At 56.9% G+C, this 19,480-nt stretch carries 18 protein-coding genes; 8 read left to right on the top strand and 10 right to left on the bottom strand.

Going from position 1 to position 19,480, the window contains the following annotated elements:
* The first annotated feature begins 11 nt into the window (after nt 1-11).
* Together FrondiHNR_RS08465 and FrondiHNR_RS08460 are read left to right on the top strand one after the other, a co-directional pair.
* Complete coding sequence (locus tag FrondiHNR_RS08465; protein ID WP_279352346.1) at nt 12-662, top strand: DNA-3-methyladenine glycosylase; 651 nt, start codon at nt 12-14, stop codon at nt 660-662.
* 59 nt (nt 663-721) lie between these two features.
* Nucleotides 722-1,735, top strand: a complete 1,014-nt coding sequence (locus FrondiHNR_RS08460) for an Rv2578c family radical SAM protein (RefSeq protein WP_279352345.1) — start codon at nt 722-724, stop codon at nt 1,733-1,735.
* Nucleotides 1,736-1,793: 58 nt separating this feature from the next.
* Here FrondiHNR_RS08460 and FrondiHNR_RS08455 read toward each other — a convergent pair whose 3' ends face one another.
* The 4 genes from FrondiHNR_RS08455 to FrondiHNR_RS08440 all read right to left on the bottom strand — a co-directional run bounded on the left by FrondiHNR_RS08455 (nt 1,794) and on the right by FrondiHNR_RS08440 (nt 5,376).
* The gene (locus FrondiHNR_RS08455; protein WP_279354510.1) at nt 1,794-2,390 is read right to left on the bottom strand and encodes a DNA-3-methyladenine glycosylase I; all 597 of its coding nucleotides are present in this window, start codon (nt 2,388-2,390) and stop codon (nt 1,794-1,796) included.
* A gap of 335 nt (nt 2,391-2,725) precedes the next feature.
* Nucleotides 2,726-3,250 (bottom strand): methylated-DNA--[protein]-cysteine S-methyltransferase, encoded by a 525-nt coding sequence (locus tag FrondiHNR_RS08450; protein ID WP_279352344.1) that lies wholly within the window; start codon nt 3,248-3,250, stop codon nt 2,726-2,728.
* 121 nt (nt 3,251-3,371) lie between these two features.
* Nucleotides 3,372-4,934 (bottom strand): multicopper oxidase domain-containing protein, encoded by a 1,563-nt coding sequence (locus tag FrondiHNR_RS08445; RefSeq protein ID WP_279352342.1) that lies wholly within the window; start codon nt 4,932-4,934, stop codon nt 3,372-3,374.
* A gap of 238 nt (nt 4,935-5,172) precedes the next feature.
* Nucleotides 5,173-5,376 (bottom strand): cold-shock protein, encoded by a 204-nt coding sequence (locus FrondiHNR_RS08440; protein ID WP_279352341.1) that lies wholly within the window; start codon nt 5,374-5,376, stop codon nt 5,173-5,175.
* Nucleotides 5,377-6,046: 670 nt separating this feature from the next.
* Here FrondiHNR_RS08440 and FrondiHNR_RS08435 point away from each other — a divergent pair.
* Nucleotides 6,047-6,238 (top strand): hypothetical protein, encoded by a 192-nt coding sequence (locus FrondiHNR_RS08435; protein ID WP_279352340.1) that lies wholly within the window; start codon nt 6,047-6,049, stop codon nt 6,236-6,238.
* A gap of 233 nt (nt 6,239-6,471) precedes the next feature.
* Here FrondiHNR_RS08435 and FrondiHNR_RS08430 read toward each other — a convergent pair whose 3' ends face one another.
* The 3 genes from FrondiHNR_RS08430 to tkt form a co-directional block, all read right to left on the bottom strand.
* Nucleotides 6,472-8,961, bottom strand: a complete 2,490-nt coding sequence (locus FrondiHNR_RS08430) for a glycosyl hydrolase family 65 protein (RefSeq protein ID WP_279352339.1) — start codon at nt 8,959-8,961, stop codon at nt 6,472-6,474.
* Complete coding sequence (locus tag FrondiHNR_RS08425; RefSeq protein ID WP_279352338.1) at nt 8,958-9,725, bottom strand: HAD-IA family hydrolase; 768 nt, start codon at nt 9,723-9,725, stop codon at nt 8,958-8,960. Before FrondiHNR_RS08425 ends, FrondiHNR_RS08430 begins: the two co-directional genes overlap by 4 nt.
* A gap of 95 nt (nt 9,726-9,820) precedes the next feature.
* Nucleotides 9,821-11,908 (bottom strand): transketolase, encoded by a 2,088-nt coding sequence (gene tkt, locus FrondiHNR_RS08420; RefSeq protein ID WP_279352337.1) that lies wholly within the window; start codon nt 11,906-11,908, stop codon nt 9,821-9,823.
* Nucleotides 11,909-12,001: 93 nt separating this feature from the next.
* On the opposite strand from tkt, the gene FrondiHNR_RS08415 reads away from it, so the two are divergent.
* The 5 genes from FrondiHNR_RS08415 to deoC all read left to right on the top strand — a co-directional run bounded on the left by FrondiHNR_RS08415 (nt 12,002) and on the right by deoC (nt 16,395).
* Nucleotides 12,002-13,177, top strand: coding sequence for an ROK family protein (locus FrondiHNR_RS08415; protein WP_279352336.1), 1,176 nt, complete (start codon nt 12,002-12,004; stop codon nt 13,175-13,177).
* Between the two features lie 50 nt (nt 13,178-13,227).
* The gene (locus FrondiHNR_RS08410) at nt 13,228-13,695 is read left to right on the top strand and encodes a PTS sugar transporter subunit IIA (protein WP_279352335.1); all 468 of its coding nucleotides are present in this window, start codon (nt 13,228-13,230) and stop codon (nt 13,693-13,695) included.
* Nucleotides 13,696-13,774: 79 nt separating this feature from the next.
* Nucleotides 13,775-14,050 (top strand): PTS sugar transporter subunit IIB, encoded by a 276-nt coding sequence (locus FrondiHNR_RS08405; RefSeq protein WP_279352334.1) that lies wholly within the window; start codon nt 13,775-13,777, stop codon nt 14,048-14,050.
* Between the two features lie 59 nt (nt 14,051-14,109).
* A complete protein-coding gene (locus FrondiHNR_RS08400) occupies nt 14,110-15,579 on the top strand; it encodes a PTS ascorbate transporter subunit IIC (protein WP_279352333.1) in 1,470 nt (489 codons plus the stop codon).
* A gap of 93 nt (nt 15,580-15,672) precedes the next feature.
* Nucleotides 15,673-16,395 carry a deoxyribose-phosphate aldolase gene (gene deoC, locus FrondiHNR_RS08395; protein WP_279352332.1) on the top strand — a complete coding sequence of 241 codons (723 nt, stop codon included), beginning with the start codon at nt 15,673-15,675 and terminating at the stop codon, nt 16,393-16,395.
* A 24-nt stretch (nt 16,396-16,419) separates the two neighbouring features.
* On the opposite strand, the gene FrondiHNR_RS08390 is transcribed toward deoC, so the two are convergent.
* From FrondiHNR_RS08390 to FrondiHNR_RS08380, 3 genes are all read right to left on the bottom strand, one after another.
* The gene (locus tag FrondiHNR_RS08390) at nt 16,420-17,052 is read right to left on the bottom strand and encodes a PadR family transcriptional regulator (RefSeq protein WP_279352331.1); all 633 of its coding nucleotides are present in this window, start codon (nt 17,050-17,052) and stop codon (nt 16,420-16,422) included.
* On the bottom strand, nt 17,049-17,879 hold the full coding sequence (locus tag FrondiHNR_RS08385) for a hypothetical protein (RefSeq protein WP_279352330.1): 831 nt from the start codon (nt 17,877-17,879) through the stop codon (nt 17,049-17,051). The genes FrondiHNR_RS08390 and FrondiHNR_RS08385 overlap by 4 nt, the downstream gene beginning before the upstream one ends.
* Nucleotides 17,880-18,035: 156 nt before the next feature.
* Nucleotides 18,036-19,415: a M20/M25/M40 family metallo-hydrolase gene (locus tag FrondiHNR_RS08380; protein ID WP_279352329.1), complete on the bottom strand. Its 1,380-nt coding sequence runs from the start codon at nt 19,413-19,415 to the stop codon at nt 18,036-18,038.
* Nucleotides 19,416-19,480: the final 65 nt, after the last annotated feature.

Here is a 19,480-nt window from a genome sequence, read left to right as displayed (position 1 = left end):
TCACAGTGGCCGTGAGTAACACCGATTTTCTTGTCCCCACCCGAGCCTTTTTTGAGCGGGATGCGCTAGAAGTGGCTCCGGAACTCCTGGGTGCCCTTTTTACTACTCGCTTGCCGGAGGGGACTGTCACCGTTCGTCTTACCGAGGTTGAAGCATATCACGGGAAGGGAACCGGTCGGATAGCCGATCCGGGTTCTCACGCCCGTATGGGGATGACTCCGCGCAACGAGGTGATGTTTGGTGTAGCGGGCGGGCTCTACGTGTACTTTAACTATGGAATGCATAGCGCGGTAAACCTCGTTTGTTCGCCCGTCGGGTTGCCGTCAGCTGTACTCTTTCGTGCCGGTGAGGTTGTTGACGGGAGGGATATCGCTCGCCAAAGAAGACCCACAAGTAAAACGGATCTGGATTTGGCGCGGGGTCCCGGGCGGTTTGCTCGGGCTGTGGGGTTGAGGTATCCCGAGCACAATGGGATTGACGCTCTGACGGAGTCCCCGCCGGGCATCGCCCTGGTGAGGGTACTCAGGTATCCCCTCCCCAATTTTTCTCGAGGCCCCCGAACGGGTGTGGGTGGGGAGGGCGGTTCCGAGCTCTTTCCGTGGCGTTTTTGGCTGCAGGGCGACCCAACTGTTTCTCCGTACCGCAGGGCTCAGCGTCGCTAGGCCAACCGGCAAGGACGGGCGCACTTGCACAATATTCGAATATATGTTCGAATGTATCGATGCGATGGAATGCCCAGAAAGTTACCGCTCAAGAACAAGGCACCCTTCCTGGGCTGACTCGGCTAGACGGCCTGGTAAAAACAGTGCGTGCTCCGGAATTCAAGGGGATCACGTTTCATGAGGTTCTTGCGAAGAGCGCGTTGAACCGTGTTCATAGTCGGTCAACCATGCCGTTTGGGTGGACGATAAACCCCTATCGCGGATGCACGCACGCCTGTGTGTACTGTTTTGCGCGCACGAGCCACACATACCTCGATTTGAACGAGCGAGAAGATTTTGACTCACAAGTTATCGTGAAGGTAAACGTTGTGGAGGTTCTTACTCGGGAACTATCCAAACCCTCGTGGGCGCGACACCCCGTGGCGCTCGGTACAAATACAGACCCCTATCAGCGTGCCGAGGGGCGGTACTCCCTGATGCCGGGGATTATTGGTGCACTCGCAAACTCGGGAACCTCGCTTTCAGTCCTCACTAAGGGCACACTCTTGCGGCGTGACCTACCTGTGCTGGTGGACGCTGCCGCCAGTGTTTCCGTAGACGTGGCGGTATCCATCGCAATTTTTGATGATGAGCTGCAGCAATCGATTGAGCCTGGAACCCCCTCCACCGCCGCACGCCTGTCCACGGTGCGCGCGGCGGTGGAGGGGGGTTTAAGCTGTTCCGTCTTTATGATGCCTATTCTGCCCTATCTGACGGATAGCAGGGAGCACCTGGATCGGGCCCTGCAGCTCATCGCTGAGTCTGGGGCAACCCGTGTTCTCTATGCTCCGCTTCATCTTCGGCCGGGTGTTAAAGCCTGGTTTATGCGGTGGTTGGAAGAGACCCATCCGGAGCTTGTGGATCGGTACAACATGCTGTACTCGAAGGCATCAGCCTACGTGCCTCGAGAATATCGAGAACAATTGGCGGGTCGGATACGCCCTCTGATGAGGGATCACGGACTTGAGCAGAGTCGTGAGCGTAGCATTGCCACGCCATCTTTTTCTCCCATAGAACAGCCAAGGCTCTTTTAGTGCAGAGTATCCTTGAGTGTCAAGGTCCGTCTACGTGGCTTTGGAAGTTTCTCGTCGCCTAGCCCCACACTCCCGAACTACCTCGCCTGTGGCTATTTACCAGGTGTGTGTCCACCATGCCTATGGCCTCCATGAGAGCGTACATCGTCACGGGTCCCACAAAGGAGAAACCTCGTTTGCGCAGGGCGGTCGAGAGGGCCCGAGACTCGGGAGACTGTGTGGGAATGTCTGCGGGTGTTTGTGGTGCCGGGGTTGTCTCTGGCTGAAAAGACCACACAAATTTTACCAGACCGCCCTCATTTCGGAGCGTGATGGTTGCCCGAGCATTTTTGATTGTTGCAAGAATCTTGGCTCGATTTCTGACGATGCGGGGATCGGCCATCAGCTGGTCAACGTCTTTGTCTCCGTAGGCGGCGACTGTTTCGGGGTGGAAATCTGCAAACACTTCTCTGAACGCCTCTCGTTTGTGCAGGATTGTATTCCATGAGAGACCCGACTGGAAACCCTCAAGGCAGATGCGTTCGAGTAGACCCTGCTCCTCGCGTACGGGCATTCCCCACTCGGTGTCGTAGTATGCGCGCATGAGGGGGTTTGCGTGAGCCCAGGCGGGTCGGGTGAGTCCATCTTCACCAATGATGACCGTATCTGTTTTTATCTTCGTGCTGATGTCGGCTCCAGTCGTACCGGCAGTGGCCGCGTCTGTTTCGGTGGCGATTGAACCGGAATTATTGCTCATTGTGGGTCTCGATTTCTTGCTGTGGTTGGTGCTCGGTGATTAGCCAAAGGGCACAAGAAGGGTCGGGTTGGTTGCACAACCTGTGGCACCGTTTGGGCGGCACGGGTTGTAGGAGATCGTGCGGTAGCCTCGATATAGCTTTGTATGCCCGTAGCCTATCGTTCTTGGCGCGCTCAGAGCGCTGAGTTGGAGACCTCTGGATAATTGATGTTCAAGGTCGCCTGTGAAGGAGAATCCGAGCCATGAGCCTTTTCCTAAAATAGTTTGCCGCTTTCCTCGAGTGGTGGTTCTTCCAGCTGCAGTAGTAACCGTTTGCGTTCGAGCCCTCCTGCATATCCGGTAAGAGAGCCGTCGCTTCCCACTACCCGGTGACAGGGGATGATGATACTGAGCGGGTTGCTTCCCACGGCCCCGCCCACACGTCGAGCCAGTGAGGGGGAGCCCAGCTCGTGGGCGATGTCACCGTAGGTTCGGGTGCTCCCGTAGGGGATGGCGCGCAGAATATCCCACACCCTGAGTTGAAACTCGTTTCCGACCGGTGCCGTGGGGACAGAGAATTCTTTTCTCGTGGTGTCGAGATACTCTTTGATCTGTTGCAGTGCAAGCGCAAAGATTGGTTCTGAATCCCAATCGACAGCTTCCCCCCGGGCCTCATCGTTGGGGTTCGTCCAGTGGCCGGGGAAATAAATCGCGCGGAGTGCCTTCCCGTCTGCGACGAAGGTGAGGTCGCCGAGCGGAGTAGGTGCGATAGCGTGGACTATCCCTGTTGTGTCTTGCACGTTTTCTCCTTTGTTTGCGGCTGTTCCCGCAGGGGAAATCTTTTTCTACCCTATAAACGTGCAGACAGCGCTAAACGTGAGATTAGCATCAAAAACTAGATGATGCGGGCAAAGACCCTCGTCAGTGGGACATCCCGGGATGGTGTCCCGTTGCTCCCGCGCCGGGTGGGGCGGTGATCTTGCGCGGGGCGGAGCTGACCTCGTCGGGAGCTACCACGGTGTACTGGCCCATCATGCCCATGTCCTCGTGCCAGAGCAGGTGGCAGTGGTACATATAGGGCAGGTAGGGATCGGGATAGGGGCCAAACGTGATCAGGCAACGTACCGATGTTCCTGCGGGGAGAAAAACCGTGTCTTTCCATCCCGCGAGATGGGGTGGGGGAGGCTCGTTATCAACGCTGAGGACGGTAAAGCGCGCGTTGTGAACGTGAAAATTATGCGCCTGGACATGAATGTTACGAATCTCCCACAGCTCTACCGCTCCGGCAGCCACCACCTCATCAATTCGTGTCATATCCATCGACTTGGCGTTGATGAGGTGACCGCTCAGCTCAAATCTTTTTCGGGCTGTCGCGCTGTTAGCATCTGTGAGTAGGGCGTCCTCTGCAGCGGCCAGGAGAGACGGAAGGGTGCTTCCGGGCAGCAGATGATCGGCAGCGCGGATCTGAAGGATATCGAGAGAGTCGTTTGCTCCGGCTGCGTTTGCGTGGGTGAAGCTCATGCGGGAATCGTAAGGTAGAGACTGTAAAACGCAGGAGTCGGAGGGGCTGAGACGGACAATGATTTCGGCCCGTTCCCCGGGGGAAAGAATAATGCTTGAGAGTTGAATTGCACCCGCAACGTATCCACTATCCGTCGCAACAAGAGAAAATTCGCGGCCGTCCGAAAACGCAAAGTTATAGGTGCGGGCGCTTGAGCCATTGAGGAGTCGCAGCCGGAGAGTTTCGGTTGTGGCGGTGAAGTAGGGTGCGAGCGTTCCGTTCACCAAAATGGTGTCTCCCACGTAACCGGTCACTGCCCGCTCCCTGGTGGTGAATTCTCCGGAAGAGGAAAACATACGATCCTGTACCACAACGGGGATATCATCCACGCCGTAGTTGTGGGGGAGCCGAGTTCCGGTCTCTGTGTCATCGTCAATGATAAAGATTCCAGCCAAACCCATGTTTACCTGGGCCTCCGTGCGTCCGTGCGGATGCGGATGGTACCAGGCCGTTGCGGCGGGCTGATTGATGGTCCAGGTGGCTGTCCAGGAGTCTCCCGGGTGTATGGTTTGATGGGGGCCGCCGTCCATAGCTGCGGGGAGCTTCATGCCGTGCCAATGAACCGTCGTGGCCTCGGAGAGATCGTTTTGCACGTGGATGGCAACCGTCTCACCGCGCTGTGCCCTGATCGTGGGGCCGAGGTAGGAACCGTTATATCCAAAGGTAGTAGTATCGCGCCCCGGTATAAACTCGGTTTTTGAGCTCCGGGGTGTGAGGTTAAACGATCGGTGCCCGTCGGGTGTTTGTGAGGATTCAGCGAGGGGAGGTATTGTCAACTCATTGTTAAAGTTGATCTCTCCCCGGGTGGATTCAGGATCACGCGAGGCTACCGTGGAGCATCCGGCCAGCGCGAGGGGGGTAGCTGCTGCAAGGACGGTAGTTGCACCGATAAGCAGGGAACGACGCGAGATGGGTTGATTCACGCTGTTAACTTTATTACGGGTGAGTGAGGCTGTATCTCAGGAAACACCCCACAGGGTTGCAACGCTGTTGCGTGTCGCGTGTGTGAGTTGCGTGAGGAGATGCGGTATCCAGAAACCTCCCTGCAAACGCATAAAATTGGGTCGCGGGGTAGAGTTATACCCCGCGACCCAACCGTGAGATTCCCGTTATGGAAACAGGAATGAGCGCGATTTTATGTCGCTTAACGCCCGATCCCGCTTAGAGGGGACGGATGTTCTCAGCCTGGGGTCCCTTGGGTCCACGGGCGGTGTCGAACTCAACTTTTTGGTTCTCATCGAGTGTGCGATAACCGTTTGTTGCAATGGCAGAATAGTGCGCAAAGACGTCGGGGGTTCCGTCGTCTGGTGCAATAAAGCCGAAGCCTTTTTCTGAGTCGAACCATTTCACGGTGCCTGTAGGCATGTGTTTCTCTTTTCTCTGTGTTTTCCGACTCGGTCTTCGAGACGGGTTGCCGCGATGATCTTACAAGCGACTTTTCTTTGCGTGACGCGCAAAGAAAATAGGTGTCGATCGTGAGACGGGGGAATCACGGCATCACCGTTCGGGCGAATAGTAGGTTTGGTACTGAGACCTGGCCTGCTTCGCACAAACAGCGAGCTAGTGGGGTTTTGGGCGGTGAGCGCCGAGGTAACCGGAGTGTGTAATAGACCTTCGATAACTACTGTGTGCTTGAGCGCACACGAGGGGATTTGTGTGTTGCTGTGGGAAAAGCCTAGAAGCGGCGTGTTGTCCATGACCACACACATTCAATTCGGAGCCGCGAGGCGAAACTGGTCTATCATCTTACGCAAGCGTAGCACGCTGAACTCCAAACCTACAGAGGTTTTTTTGTATTCGATGTATTCGCGGTCTGGGCATGCCCTGACACCTCTGATAACAGGTGAAAGTGCTTCTCGCGCGTGGGTGTTTATTAATGGGTTTGTAGTTCAACGAGGCTGTTTTCGGGCTACGTAGATCAATATGTGGGGTTAAAAGCTATAAAAATCCCGGTATTTAACAAAATCTCAAATCTTCCTAAGTCTTCGTGAGAGTTTGAGGTTATCTTGCTGAAAATTTACGTAGTGTTGGGGTTATGAATGCAATGGAGTTAGAGATTCATCGCAAATGCAATGAAGCCGAAGAGTATTTGGTACTGGTGAAGCAGGCGTTTCTAAATGCGGAAGCCTCGATCGCCCAGTACCAGCGTGCTATCGGTGGGTTCCAGCGTGTATGTGAGCTCTACCGTGAGTACACGGGCAAGGCCTTTGTCGCCGTCCGTGCCTAACCATCAATCAAGCTAAACAGTTTCGTGTGTGTGGCCTGCGGGGTAGCGGGCCACACGAATCGAATAGCACACCGGCCCATCCGAAAATTTCCTAGTCTATCCAGTCGTGGTGTCTGCGTGACGGGGAGATATCGGGCGGGCCGGTTTTTTATTGCTGTTTTCTAATAGTGGATTCGAAGTTCCAACGGGGCGAGGGTCTACTGTGGGCTGAGCGCCACGCTAGCAAAGAAACCCTAAAGATGAGGAACCGATTGGGTAATGAGCGTACCGTCTGCGCGGCGATTGTCACGCAGGTCCCGTGCGCTGGGGGCACCAGATCGACGCGGTCCCTGCCCATCAAGCGCGACGGTTACCGGGGCCGCCGATGTGAGGGTAACGCTTTGTCCGCGTACGCTCACGCTCACGCTATCACCGTCTTCGACCTCAAACTCGATGCTGTCCTGAGTGACAGTGATGCGCAGCCGTGTTCCGCGAATCGTCATTTTAAACGAGAGCTTCGTCCAGCTCTTCGGTAGGCGGGGGTCAAACGAGATGTGTCCGCGGTGATCCTTCATTCCTCCAAATCCAAAGACGAGAGCACTCCACGTTCCACCGGTTGAGGCAACGTGGACACCGTCCGACGTATTGTTGTGGAGATCCGCGAGATCAACAAAGAGCGCGTTGTGAAAATAGTGCAGGGCGAGTTCGTGGTACCCAACCTCGGCCGCAATGATTGACTGAACTACCGCGGAGAGTGTGGAGTCTCCGGTGGTGATCGGGTCGTAGTACTCGAAGTTCGCCAGCTTCTGTTCTTCCGTGAAGTATTCACCCTGCAGAAGCATGGCAAGAACAACGTCGGCCTGCTTAAGCACCTGGAAGCGGTAGATGACCAGGGGGTGATAGTGCAGAAGTAACGGGCGCATAGAGGCTGGTGTATTTTCTAGGTCCCACACCTCGCGCTCAAGAAAATGAGCGTCCTGGGGGTGAATGCCGAGGTGCTCATCAAAGGGAATATTCATTGATCGTGCCGCGTGGCTCCACTCCAACACCTCGTTTTCGTCCAGGTTGAGGCGATTTGCCATCTGTGCGTATTCCTCGGGCCGGGTGGCGGCGAGGCGACGCACAGTGTTAACGGCGTACTCAAGGTTAAAGCGGGCCATTACATTGGTAAAGAGGTTGTCGTTTACCACTGTGGTGTACTCGTCTGGTCCTGTAACGCCGTGAATATGGAATGTTTCATCCCCGCTGTGGCGCCAAAACCCCAGATCGGTCCACATTCGTGCGGTCTCTACAACAACATCAACGCCCTCCCGGGCAAGAAATTCGTCGTCATTTGTGGCAGAGACATATTTTGCGAGCGCGTAGGTGATATCCGCATCGATATGGAACTGTGCCGTTCCGGCGGCGTAGTAGGCGGAGGCCTCTTCTCCGCTGATGGTGCGCCAGGGGAAAAGAGCTCCGCGTTCGTTAAGATCGACAGCCCGTCTCCGGGCCGCGGGGAGCATGTTATAGCGGAAGCGTAGGGCGTTGCGGGCAAAACGCGGTGAGGTGTAGGTGAGGTACGGGAGCACGTAGATTTCTGTGTCCCAGAAGTAGTGTCCGCTATAACCGCTTCCGGTGAGGCCCTTGGCAGGTATTCCGTGCCCCTCGGCGCGGGCTGATGCCTGAGCGAGCTGGAAAAGGTTCCATCGGATTGCCTGCTGTACCGCGGGGTTACCCTCAACCGTGACGTCGGAGCGCTCCCAATACTCTGAGAGCCACTCGCGTTGCTTATCGAACTGAAGCGAAACGCCCTCGGTTTCTACTCGATCAAGGGTTCTGCGGCAGCGGTCAACAAGTTCGCGCGCTGGGACGCTCGGTGAGGAGTGATAGCTCACCACTTTGGTGACGGTGACAGATTGTCCCTCGGTGGCCTGTAGGCGAAAGACGTGCTTAGCGATGTCACCGTCGATGGAGCTTCTCTCCACAACGTCGGCCTCCGACTCAACATAGTGGTCGGCACCAACCGCTACCGTCATACCCGAGCGGGCGACTCGGTAGCTCAGCATGGAGCGGGGGCCATCCTGCCAAAAGATTTGTGGCTGAAGCACCCGATCAGTGAAACTATTTGTTTTGCGGGGGTCAAATTCGAGGTCGTCTTTTTTGTTAAAAACGCCGTACTCGTCTTTGCCGTCCTGGCGGTTGAGTAGCTGGCATGAAATAGCAATGGGGGCGTTGCCCTCGAGCATGGTCACCGTGAAGGTGAGTACTGCCAGGTGGCGCTCGGCAAAAGACACCATTCGCTCTGATTGGACAAGAACCTTCTTGCCTGAGGGGGTCATCCAGATGAGCGAGCGTTTAAGTGTTCCCTCCGTGAAATTAAGCGTGCGGTCGTAGTGAAGAAGCTCGGAGTCGCGCAGGCTCAGCGGCTCATCATCAACGTAGAGCCGGATAGTCTTGGCGTCGGGGGCGTTGACGATTGTCTGTCCCACCTGGGCAAAACCATAAGCTTGCTCCGCGTGCAGGATGGGGAAAGTCTCGTGTAGGCCGTTAATAAACGTCCCGTGTTCCTGGTGCTCATGCCCCTCCTCGTGGTTGCCACGCATGCCCAGGTATCCGTTACCGGTTGTAAAAATTGATTCGCTACGTCCGAGGTCGGACTCATCAAATTGTTTTTCGCTTATTTCCCACTCGTCAACGGGATAGCGGGTGCGATCCAGGAAGGCCTCGGGAGAGAGAGGGGAAGTCAGAGGAGTAACGTTCACAGGGGGTTTCTTTCTGCGGGTTTTTCGAAGGTGTGAGCTGGGGGAACTGACGGGACTAGGTCGTCGAGATCGGAGACTACGATATCTGCTCCGGCTTGAAGAAGAGCTGTGTGTCCAACTCCTCGGTCTACCCCGATAACCAGTCCAAAGTCTCCGGTACGCCCCGCTTGGATTCCTGAGATTGCGTCTTCAACAACGACGGATCGCTGCGGAGTGCTGTCTAACAGTCTTGCCGCAAACTCAAATGTGTCGGGTTGCGGTTTCCCCGGGAGGTCTTTGGTCTCGGAGACCACACCGTCGATGACAACGGGAAACCTTTCACGCAGACCGGCAGCACCGAGCACGGCTTCCGCATTTTTTGAGCTTGAGACCACTCCGAGTCTAAGTGGTGTGTGGGCCAGTGCGTTGAGGAAGCGCAGTGAACCGGGATAGGCGTTGACTCCATCTGTGGCCAGAATGTGTGAGAACTCTACGTTTTTGCGGTTGCCCAGGCCGCACACGGTTTCTGCGTCGGGAGAGTCGGACGGGGTTCCCCACGGCAGCGTGATTGAGCGTGACTCGAGGAGACTCTCTACACCCTCGTAGCGGGGCTTGCCATCAAGGTAGGAAAAATAATCACTGTCCTGATAGGGATCCGGTATATTTTTCCGTTCAAAATAGCGTGTGAAGAGCGTTTGCCAGGCTCTTCTATGCACCTCTGCGGTGGGGGTAAGTACGCCGTCTAGGTCAAAGAGTATGGTGTGAAACCGTGTGAGATCAATCATTGCTTTAATAATAGGTGTTGATGCGGGGGAAACCCCCTCAAAGTTCTGTAAAAACGATCTGTGTGATCGTTATCTGCGTTTTTCCTTCCTCACTATTATCCTTGGCCTTTTGATTGCGATGACCACTTTTCCTGAGGAGAGAGAAGAAGGCGCGCGTGGTTTGTAATGTTTTCCGCTGTAATTCCTAGGGAAGACATGACCTCAGCTCCGCTTCCCGACACTCCAAAACGGTCAATGCCGATAACGCTTCCCGAGAGCCCTGTGTATTTCCACCATCCGTCGGTGCTACCTGCCTCAACCGTGACGCGGGCGGCGAGGGAACGTGGAAGTACTGAGTCGCGATACTCCACAGGTTGTTCATCGAACCACTGTGTACAGGGCATTGAGATCACCCGGACGTCGTGCCCCTCTGCGGTGAGGGTGCGTGCGGCCTCGAGGGCGACGGACACCTCAGAGCCGGTTGCGATGAGCGCAAGGTCAAGGCCCGAGCCGGACTGCCATACGATATAGCCTCCGCGAGAAACCTCGGCAATGATGTCGGGGGGTTCCGGGAGAACGGGGAGGTCCTGTCGGGACACGACCAGGGCTGTGGGGTGGTTGCTCGTTGCGGCAATGCGGTGCCAGGCTGCAATGGTTTCACGGGCGTCGGCGGGTCGAACGACATCAAGCCCGGGGAGGGCGCGGAGCGAGGCAAGTTGTTCCACCGGCTGGTGTGTTGGGCCGTCTTCGCCCACGGCCACGGAGTCGTGGCTGAATACAAAAATATGGGGGAGCCGCATGAGCGCGCTGAGCCGGAGTGCCGGGCGTAGGTAGTCGCTGAACACCAGATAGGTTGATCCGTACGCTCTCCACGGTGAGTGCAGGGCTATGCCGTTCATTATGGCAGCCATCGCGTGCTCACGAATTCCGTAGCGGATGAAGTTTCCCTGTGGGAAGGTCCTCCCGTAGGCCTTGCCCTCGATGGCAACGCTGGTTGAGCCGGCCAGGTCAGCGGATCCGCCCCAGATTACGCTTCCTGAAGGGGCTCCGGGGGTGTTGTGCAGCGCCCTGATGACGGTGTTGTTTGTTTTGCGGGTCGCAATCGGGGTTCCCTCCGGGGGAAGGTCTCCCAGGAGGGGACGGAGCAGTTCCTGCCAGGCCCCTACCGAGGCACCGGGGGCTTCGAGGTGATTCGCAAGCTCTGCTTCGTGCGGATTGCGCGAAGCCCAGATGGCGTGCTGCTTAGTCCAGGACTCCTCCGCGGCTCGGCCGCGTTCGAGCGCCTGACGAGTGTGGAGGAGAACGTCTTTCGGCACCAGATCGAGCAGGGTGGCGGCCGGGTCAAAACCGAGCGTGCGCTTAATATGTGCCAGATCTTCTTCACCAAATGCCCCCGCGTGTGCAGCGGAGGTTCCTCCAACAGCCTTGGAAGGGTACCCGATAATGCTTTTGAGGGCGACCAGGGTGGGTGCGCCCGTTCTTTCGCGGGCCTTGGTGAGGGTGGTTTCGAGGTTTTCGAGATCGTTGGCGTCATCGATCTCGAGCACTCGCCAGCCGTAGGATCGGTAGCGCGCTCGTACGTCTTCCGAGAATGTTTCGGCGTTTGTACTATCGATGGTGATGTTATTGTCGTCCCAGATAAGCACTAGGTTATCCAGGCCCAGCGTTCCGGCCAGACTTGAGGCCTCGGCGGATACCCCCTCCTGTAGGCAGCCGTCCCCCGCGAGCACCCACACCGTGTGATCGTAGAGGTCCCCGCTTGAGGGGAGCAGCGCGCGTTTGCGGGATGCGGCCATTGCCATGCCCACCGCGGAGGCAACGCCCTGGCCCAGGGGTCCCGTGCTCATCTCTACCCCGGGGGTCATTTCGATTTCGGGATGCCCCGGGGTGCGTGAGTGAAAGCTGCGGGCGGCGGCGATATCGGCCAGCGTGAGTCCGTATCCGCTGAGATAGTTTTGGGTATAAAACAGGAGGCTGGCGTGTCCGGCGGAGAGCACAAAACGGTCGCGTCCCAGCCACTCGGGGTGGGCGGGGCTATGGCGAAGTATTCGCTGGAAGAGTACGTATGAGAGCGGTGCTAGGGCGGCGGCGGTTCCCGCGTGACCGTGCCCTTTATCCTGCACAACCTGGATGGGAATGAGCCGCGCGGCGTTGATTGCGGCGATATCGGTCTCGGTGAAAGTCTGGTTTTGCGGGCTGCTCATGTGATAACTTTCGTATAGAAATATACAAAAGTCAAGAAGCTGTACCGGTTAGACTCGTTCGGTCAGAGGTTGTTCTAGGCAAAGGAGTGGCTTGTGGTTGTTCCCCGAATCGTGACGGGGTCGGGCGTTATGCTCGGGATGATCCGAAGTGGCAGTGCGCAGACCCGAACCGACCTGGTTACTCGCCTGGGGTGGTCTCGGGTTACGGTGAGTAAACGACTCGACGAATTGCTCGACGCAAACCTCATCGTGACTACCGGGCAGCGGGACTCAACGGGAGGTCGCAGAGCCGAGGTCTTTGAGCTGAACCGGAACGCGGGTCTGCTGCTCTCTGCGGATATTGGCGGTTCGCACAGCCGCGTAGGGGTCAGCGACCTTTCGTCAAACATCCTGGTGGAGGCCGAGGTTGATATCGATATTGCTACGGGACTAGATCGGGTGCTCACCTGGGCGCACGAGGTTTACGGGCACCTGTTAAGAACGCTCGAACGAAAGGCCTCCGAGGTGGTGGGGATTGGCGTGGGTGTTCCCGGGCCGGTTGATCCGGGAACCGGGCGTCTGATGAATCCACCCATTATGCCGGGGTGGGACGGTGTTTTGGTGGCTGATTACTTTCGTGAACGATACCCCGACGCGGTTGTCGCGGTTGATCGTGACGTAAATATCATGGCTCTTGGAGAGCAGCGTTTTGCCTGGCCCGAGGTGGATACGTTTGCACTTGTCAAGCTGGGCTTGGGGGTGGGCTCGGCTCTTATTCTGAGCGGTAATGCGGCGCACGGTGAACTGGGGGCGGCGGGTGACCTCGGGCATATTCGTCACGGAGGATCGGAGCTTTGTCGCTGCGGCAGCAGGGGATGTCTTGAAGCGACCGCGAGTGGGTGGGCGATACGGCGCGAGCTCAAGAGTTTGGGGTACTCCGTGAATACGAGCAGGGATATTGTGGCTCTTGCGAGGGAGGGAAACGAGGACGCGCTGCGGTTGCTGGCCGATATGTGCACGCAGGTGGGGCACTCAATTGCGGACATTGTTGGTCTTTATAACCCCGGAGTGGTTGCCATTGGGGGTAATCTTGCAACCCTCGGGGATCTCGTGTTAAACCCGCTCAAAGCGGCGGTGATGGAGAGAATCCCCTCGTATCTTATTGATCGCTTTGTTCTGGCGCCGAGTCGTCTTGATCGTCGAGCGGGAACCATGGGGGCGTCGATTTTGGCCCAGGATGCGGTTCTTGATCCCGATAGGGTGAGCCGGATTACCCGGATTCTGGTGTAAACTTTCGCGAAAACTTTTGCAAATCTATAGACATAAGTAATAATAGGGGCATGACCGTTGACTTTGCTCATGAGCTTCCGCTTGAGGCCATTGCTATTCAAGCCTCTGCTTCCTCTTGGCAGGAGGCTCTGGGTCTGGCCGGTTGGCTACTTGTTAACGTAGGCATCACAACCGCCGAATACACCAGCGAGATGATCACCGCGGTGAATACTCTTGGGCCCTATATTGTGATCGCTCCGGGTATAGCGCTGGCCCATTCGCGACCATCACCCGCGGTACTACGCACAGGATTGTCCTGGGTCACTCTCGCGGAGCCGGTGGTGTTTGGCCACACCCAGAACGATCCGGTAGACCTCATCATCGGACTCGCCGCAATGGATCATGATAGTCATCTTGGACTCATGTCTTCTCTGGCAACCCTCCTCATGGACCCGAATTCCCTGGCTGAGCTGCGGGCGGCAGAGAGTCCCCAGCACCTACACGACCTTCTAGAGAAGCTGGCGGGTGAGGCGGCTTAGTCTAGGCTTGCCGGGGAAATGTCCATCATGTTATGTCAGTCAAATTGATTGTTATCCACGAGAGTAAAGGATTATAAATATGAAAATTGTATGCGTCTGCGGAATGGGTATCGGTACCTCCGTCCTGCTCAAGATGAACGCAGAGAAAGCTCTCGAAGCGCTGGGTGTTTCTGGTGACGTTGAGGCATCCGATATCGGTGTTGCCCGAGGAATGGCCCGCACCGCCGACATCGTTTTGACCTCCGAGGATCTAGCCCCCGAAATCGGAGAGGTCCCTTCGAAGGTCATTGTGATCAATAACTTCTTTGATATGGACGAGATCACCGAAAAACTGCGTGCCGTCGTCGCCGGTTAATTACCCCAAAAAGCCGATCAAAACACACTAATTATCTACAGCGAAGTGAGGCAAGACCAATGGAATGGCTTGTTGTTGTTCTCGAGTTCATCGGGCAGCAGATTCTCAACGTTCCCGCCTATCTGGTGGGAATTATTACTGCGGTGGGGCTTATCGCCCTTCGTAAATCGGTGGGGGTTGTTATTGGGGGAGCCCTCAAGGCTACCCTCGGGTTTCTCATTCTCGGTGCGGGTGCCGGTGTTGTGGTTGCGGCCCTCGATCCTCTGGGGAGCCTGATACTTACGGTGACGGGCGCGCAGGGTGTTGTGCCGACCAACGAGGTTATCACTGCGGTGGCCGCCGAAAGGTACGGCGCGATTTCCGCCTACGTTCTCTTTCTCGGCTTTGTTGTGATGCTGCTACTTGCACGTTTCACACCGCTCAAATACGTCTTCCTCACGGGGCACCACATGGTGTTTATGTCGACGTTGTTGGCGGTGGTTCTCTCGGTGGGGTTTGGTGCGGGCAGCGACTGGCTGGTTGTTGTTGTGGGCGCGGTTCTTCTCGGAATTATCATGGTTGCAATGCCCGCTTTTGCACAGCCGTGGGTCAATAAGATTACGGGCAACGATTCGATTGCGATCGGACACTTTGGCACCCTCGGTTATGTCGCCGCGGGTGCGTCGGGTCAGGCTCTCGGTGGTAAAAGCCGCTCTACCGAGGAGATTAAATTTCCTGACGGGCTTCGCTTCCTGCGCGATTCGATGGTAGCCACCGCCCTCTCGATGGTTCTCATCTATCTGGTCTTTGCTATTTGGGGTCTGATCGCTCTTCCCCTGGAGGATGTGCTGCCCATTTTTGGTTCTGAGGATGCCGGAGCCTTTATCATGGCGGCCTTTGCGCAGGCACTGCAGTTTGGGGTGGGTGTTGCGATTATCCTCTACGGTGTGCGCACCATACTCGGTGAGCTCGTGCCCGCGTTTGAGGGGATCGCCCGCAAGGTTGTTCCCGGTGCAAAGCCCGCACTGGATATTCCGCTTGTCTTCCCCTTTGCCGCCAACGCCGTTTTGATCGGATTTTTGGCGTCGTTTGCCGGTGGACTCGTGAGCCTCGCTATCCTGGCCACCTGGCTGGGGCCTGTTTTTGGTCTGGCGCTGATCTTGCCCGGTATGGTGCCTCACTTCTTCACGGGTGGTGGGGCTGGAGTATTTGGAAATGCCACCGGTGGACGACGTGGAGCCATAGTGGGTGGGTTTGTTAACGGTGTGCTCATCTCGTTCCTCCCCGCTGTTCTGCTGAACGTTCTGGGAAATCTGGGCCTGTCAAACAGCACCTTTGGCGACACGGATTTTGGCTGGTACGGAACGCTGATCGGAACCATTGTGGGCGGCGAGAATAACGCACTCAGCGTTGTGCTCATCGCTGTTGTTGCGATCCTCCTGGTTGTGGCTGCCATCATCTGGCAGGTGCGAGTGGTTAATAAAGGATGGCTCCCCGGAGCCAAGAGAGACCGTGCTCTGGCTGAGGAAAAAGCGGCTACTAAAATGTAGAAATGGCCACTACGCTCAAAAATATTCATAGAAGTAGCTGACCACTCGTCTCCCTTGCTTATAAAGACCTGTGCCTGAAAGAGAAAGATAACCATGACCGCTCCAACACAACCCAGCTCGGCCGCAGAACTCGCCACCTATATCGATCACACCCTGCTTAAGCCGGAAGCGACCCCGGCCGATGTGGAGGCTCTAGTCGTAGAGGCGCTTGGACTCGGCGTTTTTTCCGTGTGCGTCTCCCCGTCGATGCTTCCGGTGAGCGTTCCCGAGGACTCGGAGCTTAAAGTTGCAACCGTGTGTGGTTTCCCCTCGGGAAAGCACGAGGCAGAGATTAAAGCTCGCGAGGCTGCCCTGGCGGCAGAGCGTGGCGCTGACGAGGTTGATATGGTGATCGACCTGGGCCATGCTAAAGCCGCTCGTTTTGATCTGGTTGAGAGCGAGATCCGGGCGGTGCGTGAGGCTACTCCTGCGAGCGTCATTCTCAAGGTCATTATCGAGTCCGCGGCCCTGAGTGACGAGGAGATTGTTGCGACGTGCCGTGCCGCCGAGGCCGCCGGTGCCGATTTTGTGAAAACTTCCACGGGTTTTCATCCGGCGGGAGGGGCAACCGTTCACGCCGTTCGGCTCATGGCGCAGACCGTGGGTGCTCGTCTGGGAGTTAAAGCCTCCGGGGGGATCCGCACGCTGGCGCAGGCGCGGGAGATGATTGGCGCCGGTGCAACTCGCCTAGGGTTGTCCGGATCTGCCGCCATTCTGGCCGAGTGGGATGGGCCTGTCGCCGAGACACGAGCAGATGCAGAGGGTTCCGAATACTAGGCTTCTTTCTTTGGGGGCTCGGCGCTATACGGCTCCCTCTTTGAGTGATTTCTTCACGTGTGCTAGTTGGTTGCGTAGTGTATCCACTATGTGATCTGGAAGGCCGTTTTTTGCGCTTCGAGATCGTAGATCCGCACGAACCTCTTGGTGAAAGGCGGCGAGTAGAGCATCGATTTCCTTGAGCTTTTGGCGTGAGGATGCTCGCGGGTCGGTGGAGACCGTGGTGACTGTGGGCTCCGGCGGAGAACCCGTCTTTCTGGCTTCCCTGCGTGCGCTCTGGGCAGCCGCGGCAAGCTCTGCTCGGACGCTCTTCATTGCCTGGGAAACCTCGTTGCGCATTGCCTCCGCACGCCTCCGCGCCGACGCCTCCATGTCATCCTCAATCGTGTCCAGCTCGCTTTGGCGTTTGTTGAGTTCTTCTAGGCCCGTCTGGGTTATGGAGTAGATGGTCTTTCTGCCGTGGCTTTCCTTACTGATAAAACCCTCTTCGTTCAGCTTCGCGAGTCTGGGATAGATGGTTCCTGCGCTTGGAACATAGGTTCCACCGAATTTTTCGGTCAGAGCCTGAATGAGTTCGTAACCGTGCATGGGGTTTTGCGCGAGCAGGCTGAGGAGGTAGAGCCTCAGGGAACCGTGGCTAAAGAGTGCCTGTTTCACGGCGCAAATTCCTGTTTTTGTGCCGAGGTTCGATGCATAATAGAAACCCCTCCTGAGACCGAATTGACCGTGATGCTGGTTGGTGAGCTACCGGCAGGGCCTAAGTGTGCGCTGTGTCCAACCCCGCGCACACCGGTGACAAGTTGATCACCGTATTGAACCTTCCCGGAAACGGAATTGATGTGAAGCCGTGCGCTTACCCCCTCATCAAGACGCACCGTCGTGTTTCCGCTGACCGTATTTGTTGTGATGGAGTCGGGTGTTCCCGCGAGATCGAGGAAGACACCGCCGGAGACGCTCTCGGCGCTGAAGGAGGAGAGGCGTCCTGTGCAGAGAACCTCTCCGGTCACCGATTCGGCTGTGATCTGTCCCTCGTGGTTTCTGATGCTGACGTTCCCGGAGACACTCTCGATAGTTAGTGCTCCCGTAAGGCCGTCGAGGATGAGTTCTCCCGAGACTGTTGAGATTCTTGCGTTGCTTCTCACTCCCGAGACAAGCCCGCTAGCGGAGACCGTTCCCATGGTGAGGGCGAGAGATCGGGGCACGAGAATGCTCATGTCAACCCTGGCTCGGCCGGGAAAAGAGCCAAAAACTTCGAGGAAGTTGTCCCACCGGATCTGAGGGTGATCGACCTCGAGCGATTCACCGATCGCCTTGATGTTGAGCGCTTTACCGGTGACGCTGTGCACCTCGATTCGAGCGCCAGGCTCATCGTGAGCAATCACGTCGACCTGTCCACCGAGGAGTCCGAGCTTGAGCGAGGCTACTCGGTCAATCGTGATTGTTTGTGTATCACCCGGTTGGATGATCCAGTTTTGAGTGTCCATGATAATTCCTTACGAGTAGGGGCCTTCAGAAAAGACGCGATATATCGCGTTGTTAATATCAAGATATATCGCGTTTTGAAAGTAGGCAAGACCGGGAAGGAAAAATCAGGGTTTTCCCTGAGAGGTTGGAGGTTGCGCCAGAGATTGGAGGCTGCATCAGGAGTTGGAAGCCGCGGAGGTCTCGGCTAGGCGTTCCAGAAAAAGAATCTCCGCGAGCAGCGAGTTTTCGATCTCCGTGATGACCACACGCTCGTTCGGGGCGTGGATCGCGCTAAACCCATCGGCAACGCCAAAGAGCAGAATTTCCGCTCCCGGAACCGCCTCCTGCAGGGAGTTCACCAGAGGTATGGAGCCTCCCGCCGCCGCGGTGGTAGCTTCTGCCTCCCAGGCATCCGTCATAGCGCCGCTCAGTAGCTTAAAAGCTGTCCCGTCCGTGCGGGCCGCGTAACCGTTACCCGCCTCGCCCGGTATAACGGTGAGCGGAACACCCAGCGGAGTAAGGTCCTCCAGGAAGCTTACGAGCGCTTGCTGCGCCTCGTGAACATCTTGTTCGGGGTGCACGCGGAGGTTAAGTCGAGCCCGTGTGTGCGCCGAGACGGCATTGAGCGACCGGTCAACCGAGGGAATATCAATTCCGATAACGCTGATCGCGGGTCCCGACCAGATGCGCTGACCCAGATCACCGGTCCCGAACTCCGGCACTCCCGGGAGAATTTCGGCCAGCTCACGAAACTCTTCTGCGGTGTAGGTGGTGCCCTGCCACTCGTTACGCCGTAGCCCGGGAACCGCCACGTCACCGTTTTTGTTGTGGAGGGCGGCGAGGGCGTGGAGGAGGACAAGAACGGAGTCCGGTGCTGCTCCGCCAAACATGCCGCTGTGTTTAGGATTTGCGAGCGTGTTAACCTCAACATCGACCGTTGCGGCTCCTCGCAGGGCAACCGTAACGGTGGGTACACCCGGGCGGATGTTCCCCACGTCCGCAATAATCATGGCGTCGGCGGCAAAGAGCTCGGGGGCGAGGGGAGGGTAGGCATCAAACGCGCTTCCAAATTCTTCCTGGCCCTCAACAACAATTTTGAGCGTGACCGGAGGTTTGCCACCAAAATAGCGCAGAGCTCCCAGGTGCAGGAGAAAATTACCCTTGGAATCTGCGGTACCCCGACCATAGATAACCCCGTCTTTTGGGGTAGCGGTGAACGCGGGGGTTTTCCACTCCGCCGTATTCCCCTCGGGAACCACATCGTAGTGGGTATATAGGAGTACCGTGGGGGCGCCCTCCGGCCCCGGAATTGTCGCAAAAACAGCGGGGGAGGTGTTCGGTAACTCGATTTTCTGGATGTCCGTCACACCCTCTGCGCGCAGCAGGGAAACCACAAAATCGTGAGCCTCCTGGATTGCCTCGGGTGGATAGCCGGGGAACGCTACCCCGGGAATGGCCACGTAATTGGCAAGATCTTGCGTTAGCTGGGGCATGAGCTCCTGCACGTGGTCGCGAACACTTTTAACGTGTGAGGGGTGTGGCGTGGAGTGGGACATTCAATGACTCTCAGTTCTTATTATCGCTTCTTGATCTTGGGCTGAGCGCTGCCTGTGTGTTGCAC

The organism is Lysinibacter sp. HNR, assembly GCF_029760935.1.
GTDB lineage: Bacteria > Actinomycetota > Actinomycetes > Actinomycetales > Microbacteriaceae > HNR.
This window is presented reverse-complemented; position numbering and strand designations above follow the sequence as displayed.

What these genes read in the sequence shown, in the direction of transcription:
- FrondiHNR_RS08435 (WP_279352340.1), top strand. Translation starts at nt 6,047, where the DNA reads ATGAATGCAATGGAGTTAGAGATTCATCGCAAATGCAATGAAGCCGAA.
- FrondiHNR_RS08460 (WP_279352345.1), top strand. Translation starts at nt 722, where the DNA reads ATGCGATGGAATGCCCAGAAAGTTACCGCTCAAGAACAAGGCACCCTT.
- FrondiHNR_RS08410 (WP_279352335.1), top strand. Translation starts at nt 13,228, where the DNA reads ATGACCGTTGACTTTGCTCATGAGCTTCCGCTTGAGGCCATTGCTATT.
- deoC (WP_279352332.1), top strand. Translation starts at nt 15,673, where the DNA reads ATGACCGCTCCAACACAACCCAGCTCGGCCGCAGAACTCGCCACCTAT.
- FrondiHNR_RS08400 (WP_279352333.1), top strand. Translation starts at nt 14,110, where the DNA reads ATGGAATGGCTTGTTGTTGTTCTCGAGTTCATCGGGCAGCAGATTCTC.
- FrondiHNR_RS08380 (WP_279352329.1), bottom strand. Translation starts at nt 19,415, where the DNA reads ATGTCCCACTCCACGCCACACCCCTCACACGTTAAAAGTGTTCGCGAC.
- FrondiHNR_RS08405 (WP_279352334.1), top strand. Translation starts at nt 13,775, where the DNA reads ATGAAAATTGTATGCGTCTGCGGAATGGGTATCGGTACCTCCGTCCTG.
- tkt (WP_279352337.1), bottom strand. Translation starts at nt 11,908, where the DNA reads ATGAGCAGCCCGCAAAACCAGACTTTCACCGAGACCGATATCGCCGCA.
- FrondiHNR_RS08440 (WP_279352341.1), bottom strand. Translation starts at nt 5,376, where the DNA reads ATGCCTACAGGCACCGTGAAATGGTTCGACTCAGAAAAAGGCTTCGGC.
- FrondiHNR_RS08425 (WP_279352338.1), bottom strand. Translation starts at nt 9,725, where the DNA reads ATGATTGATCTCACACGGTTTCACACCATACTCTTTGACCTAGACGGC.
- FrondiHNR_RS08385 (WP_279352330.1), bottom strand. Translation starts at nt 17,879, where the DNA reads ATGGACACTCAAAACTGGATCATCCAACCGGGTGATACACAAACAATC.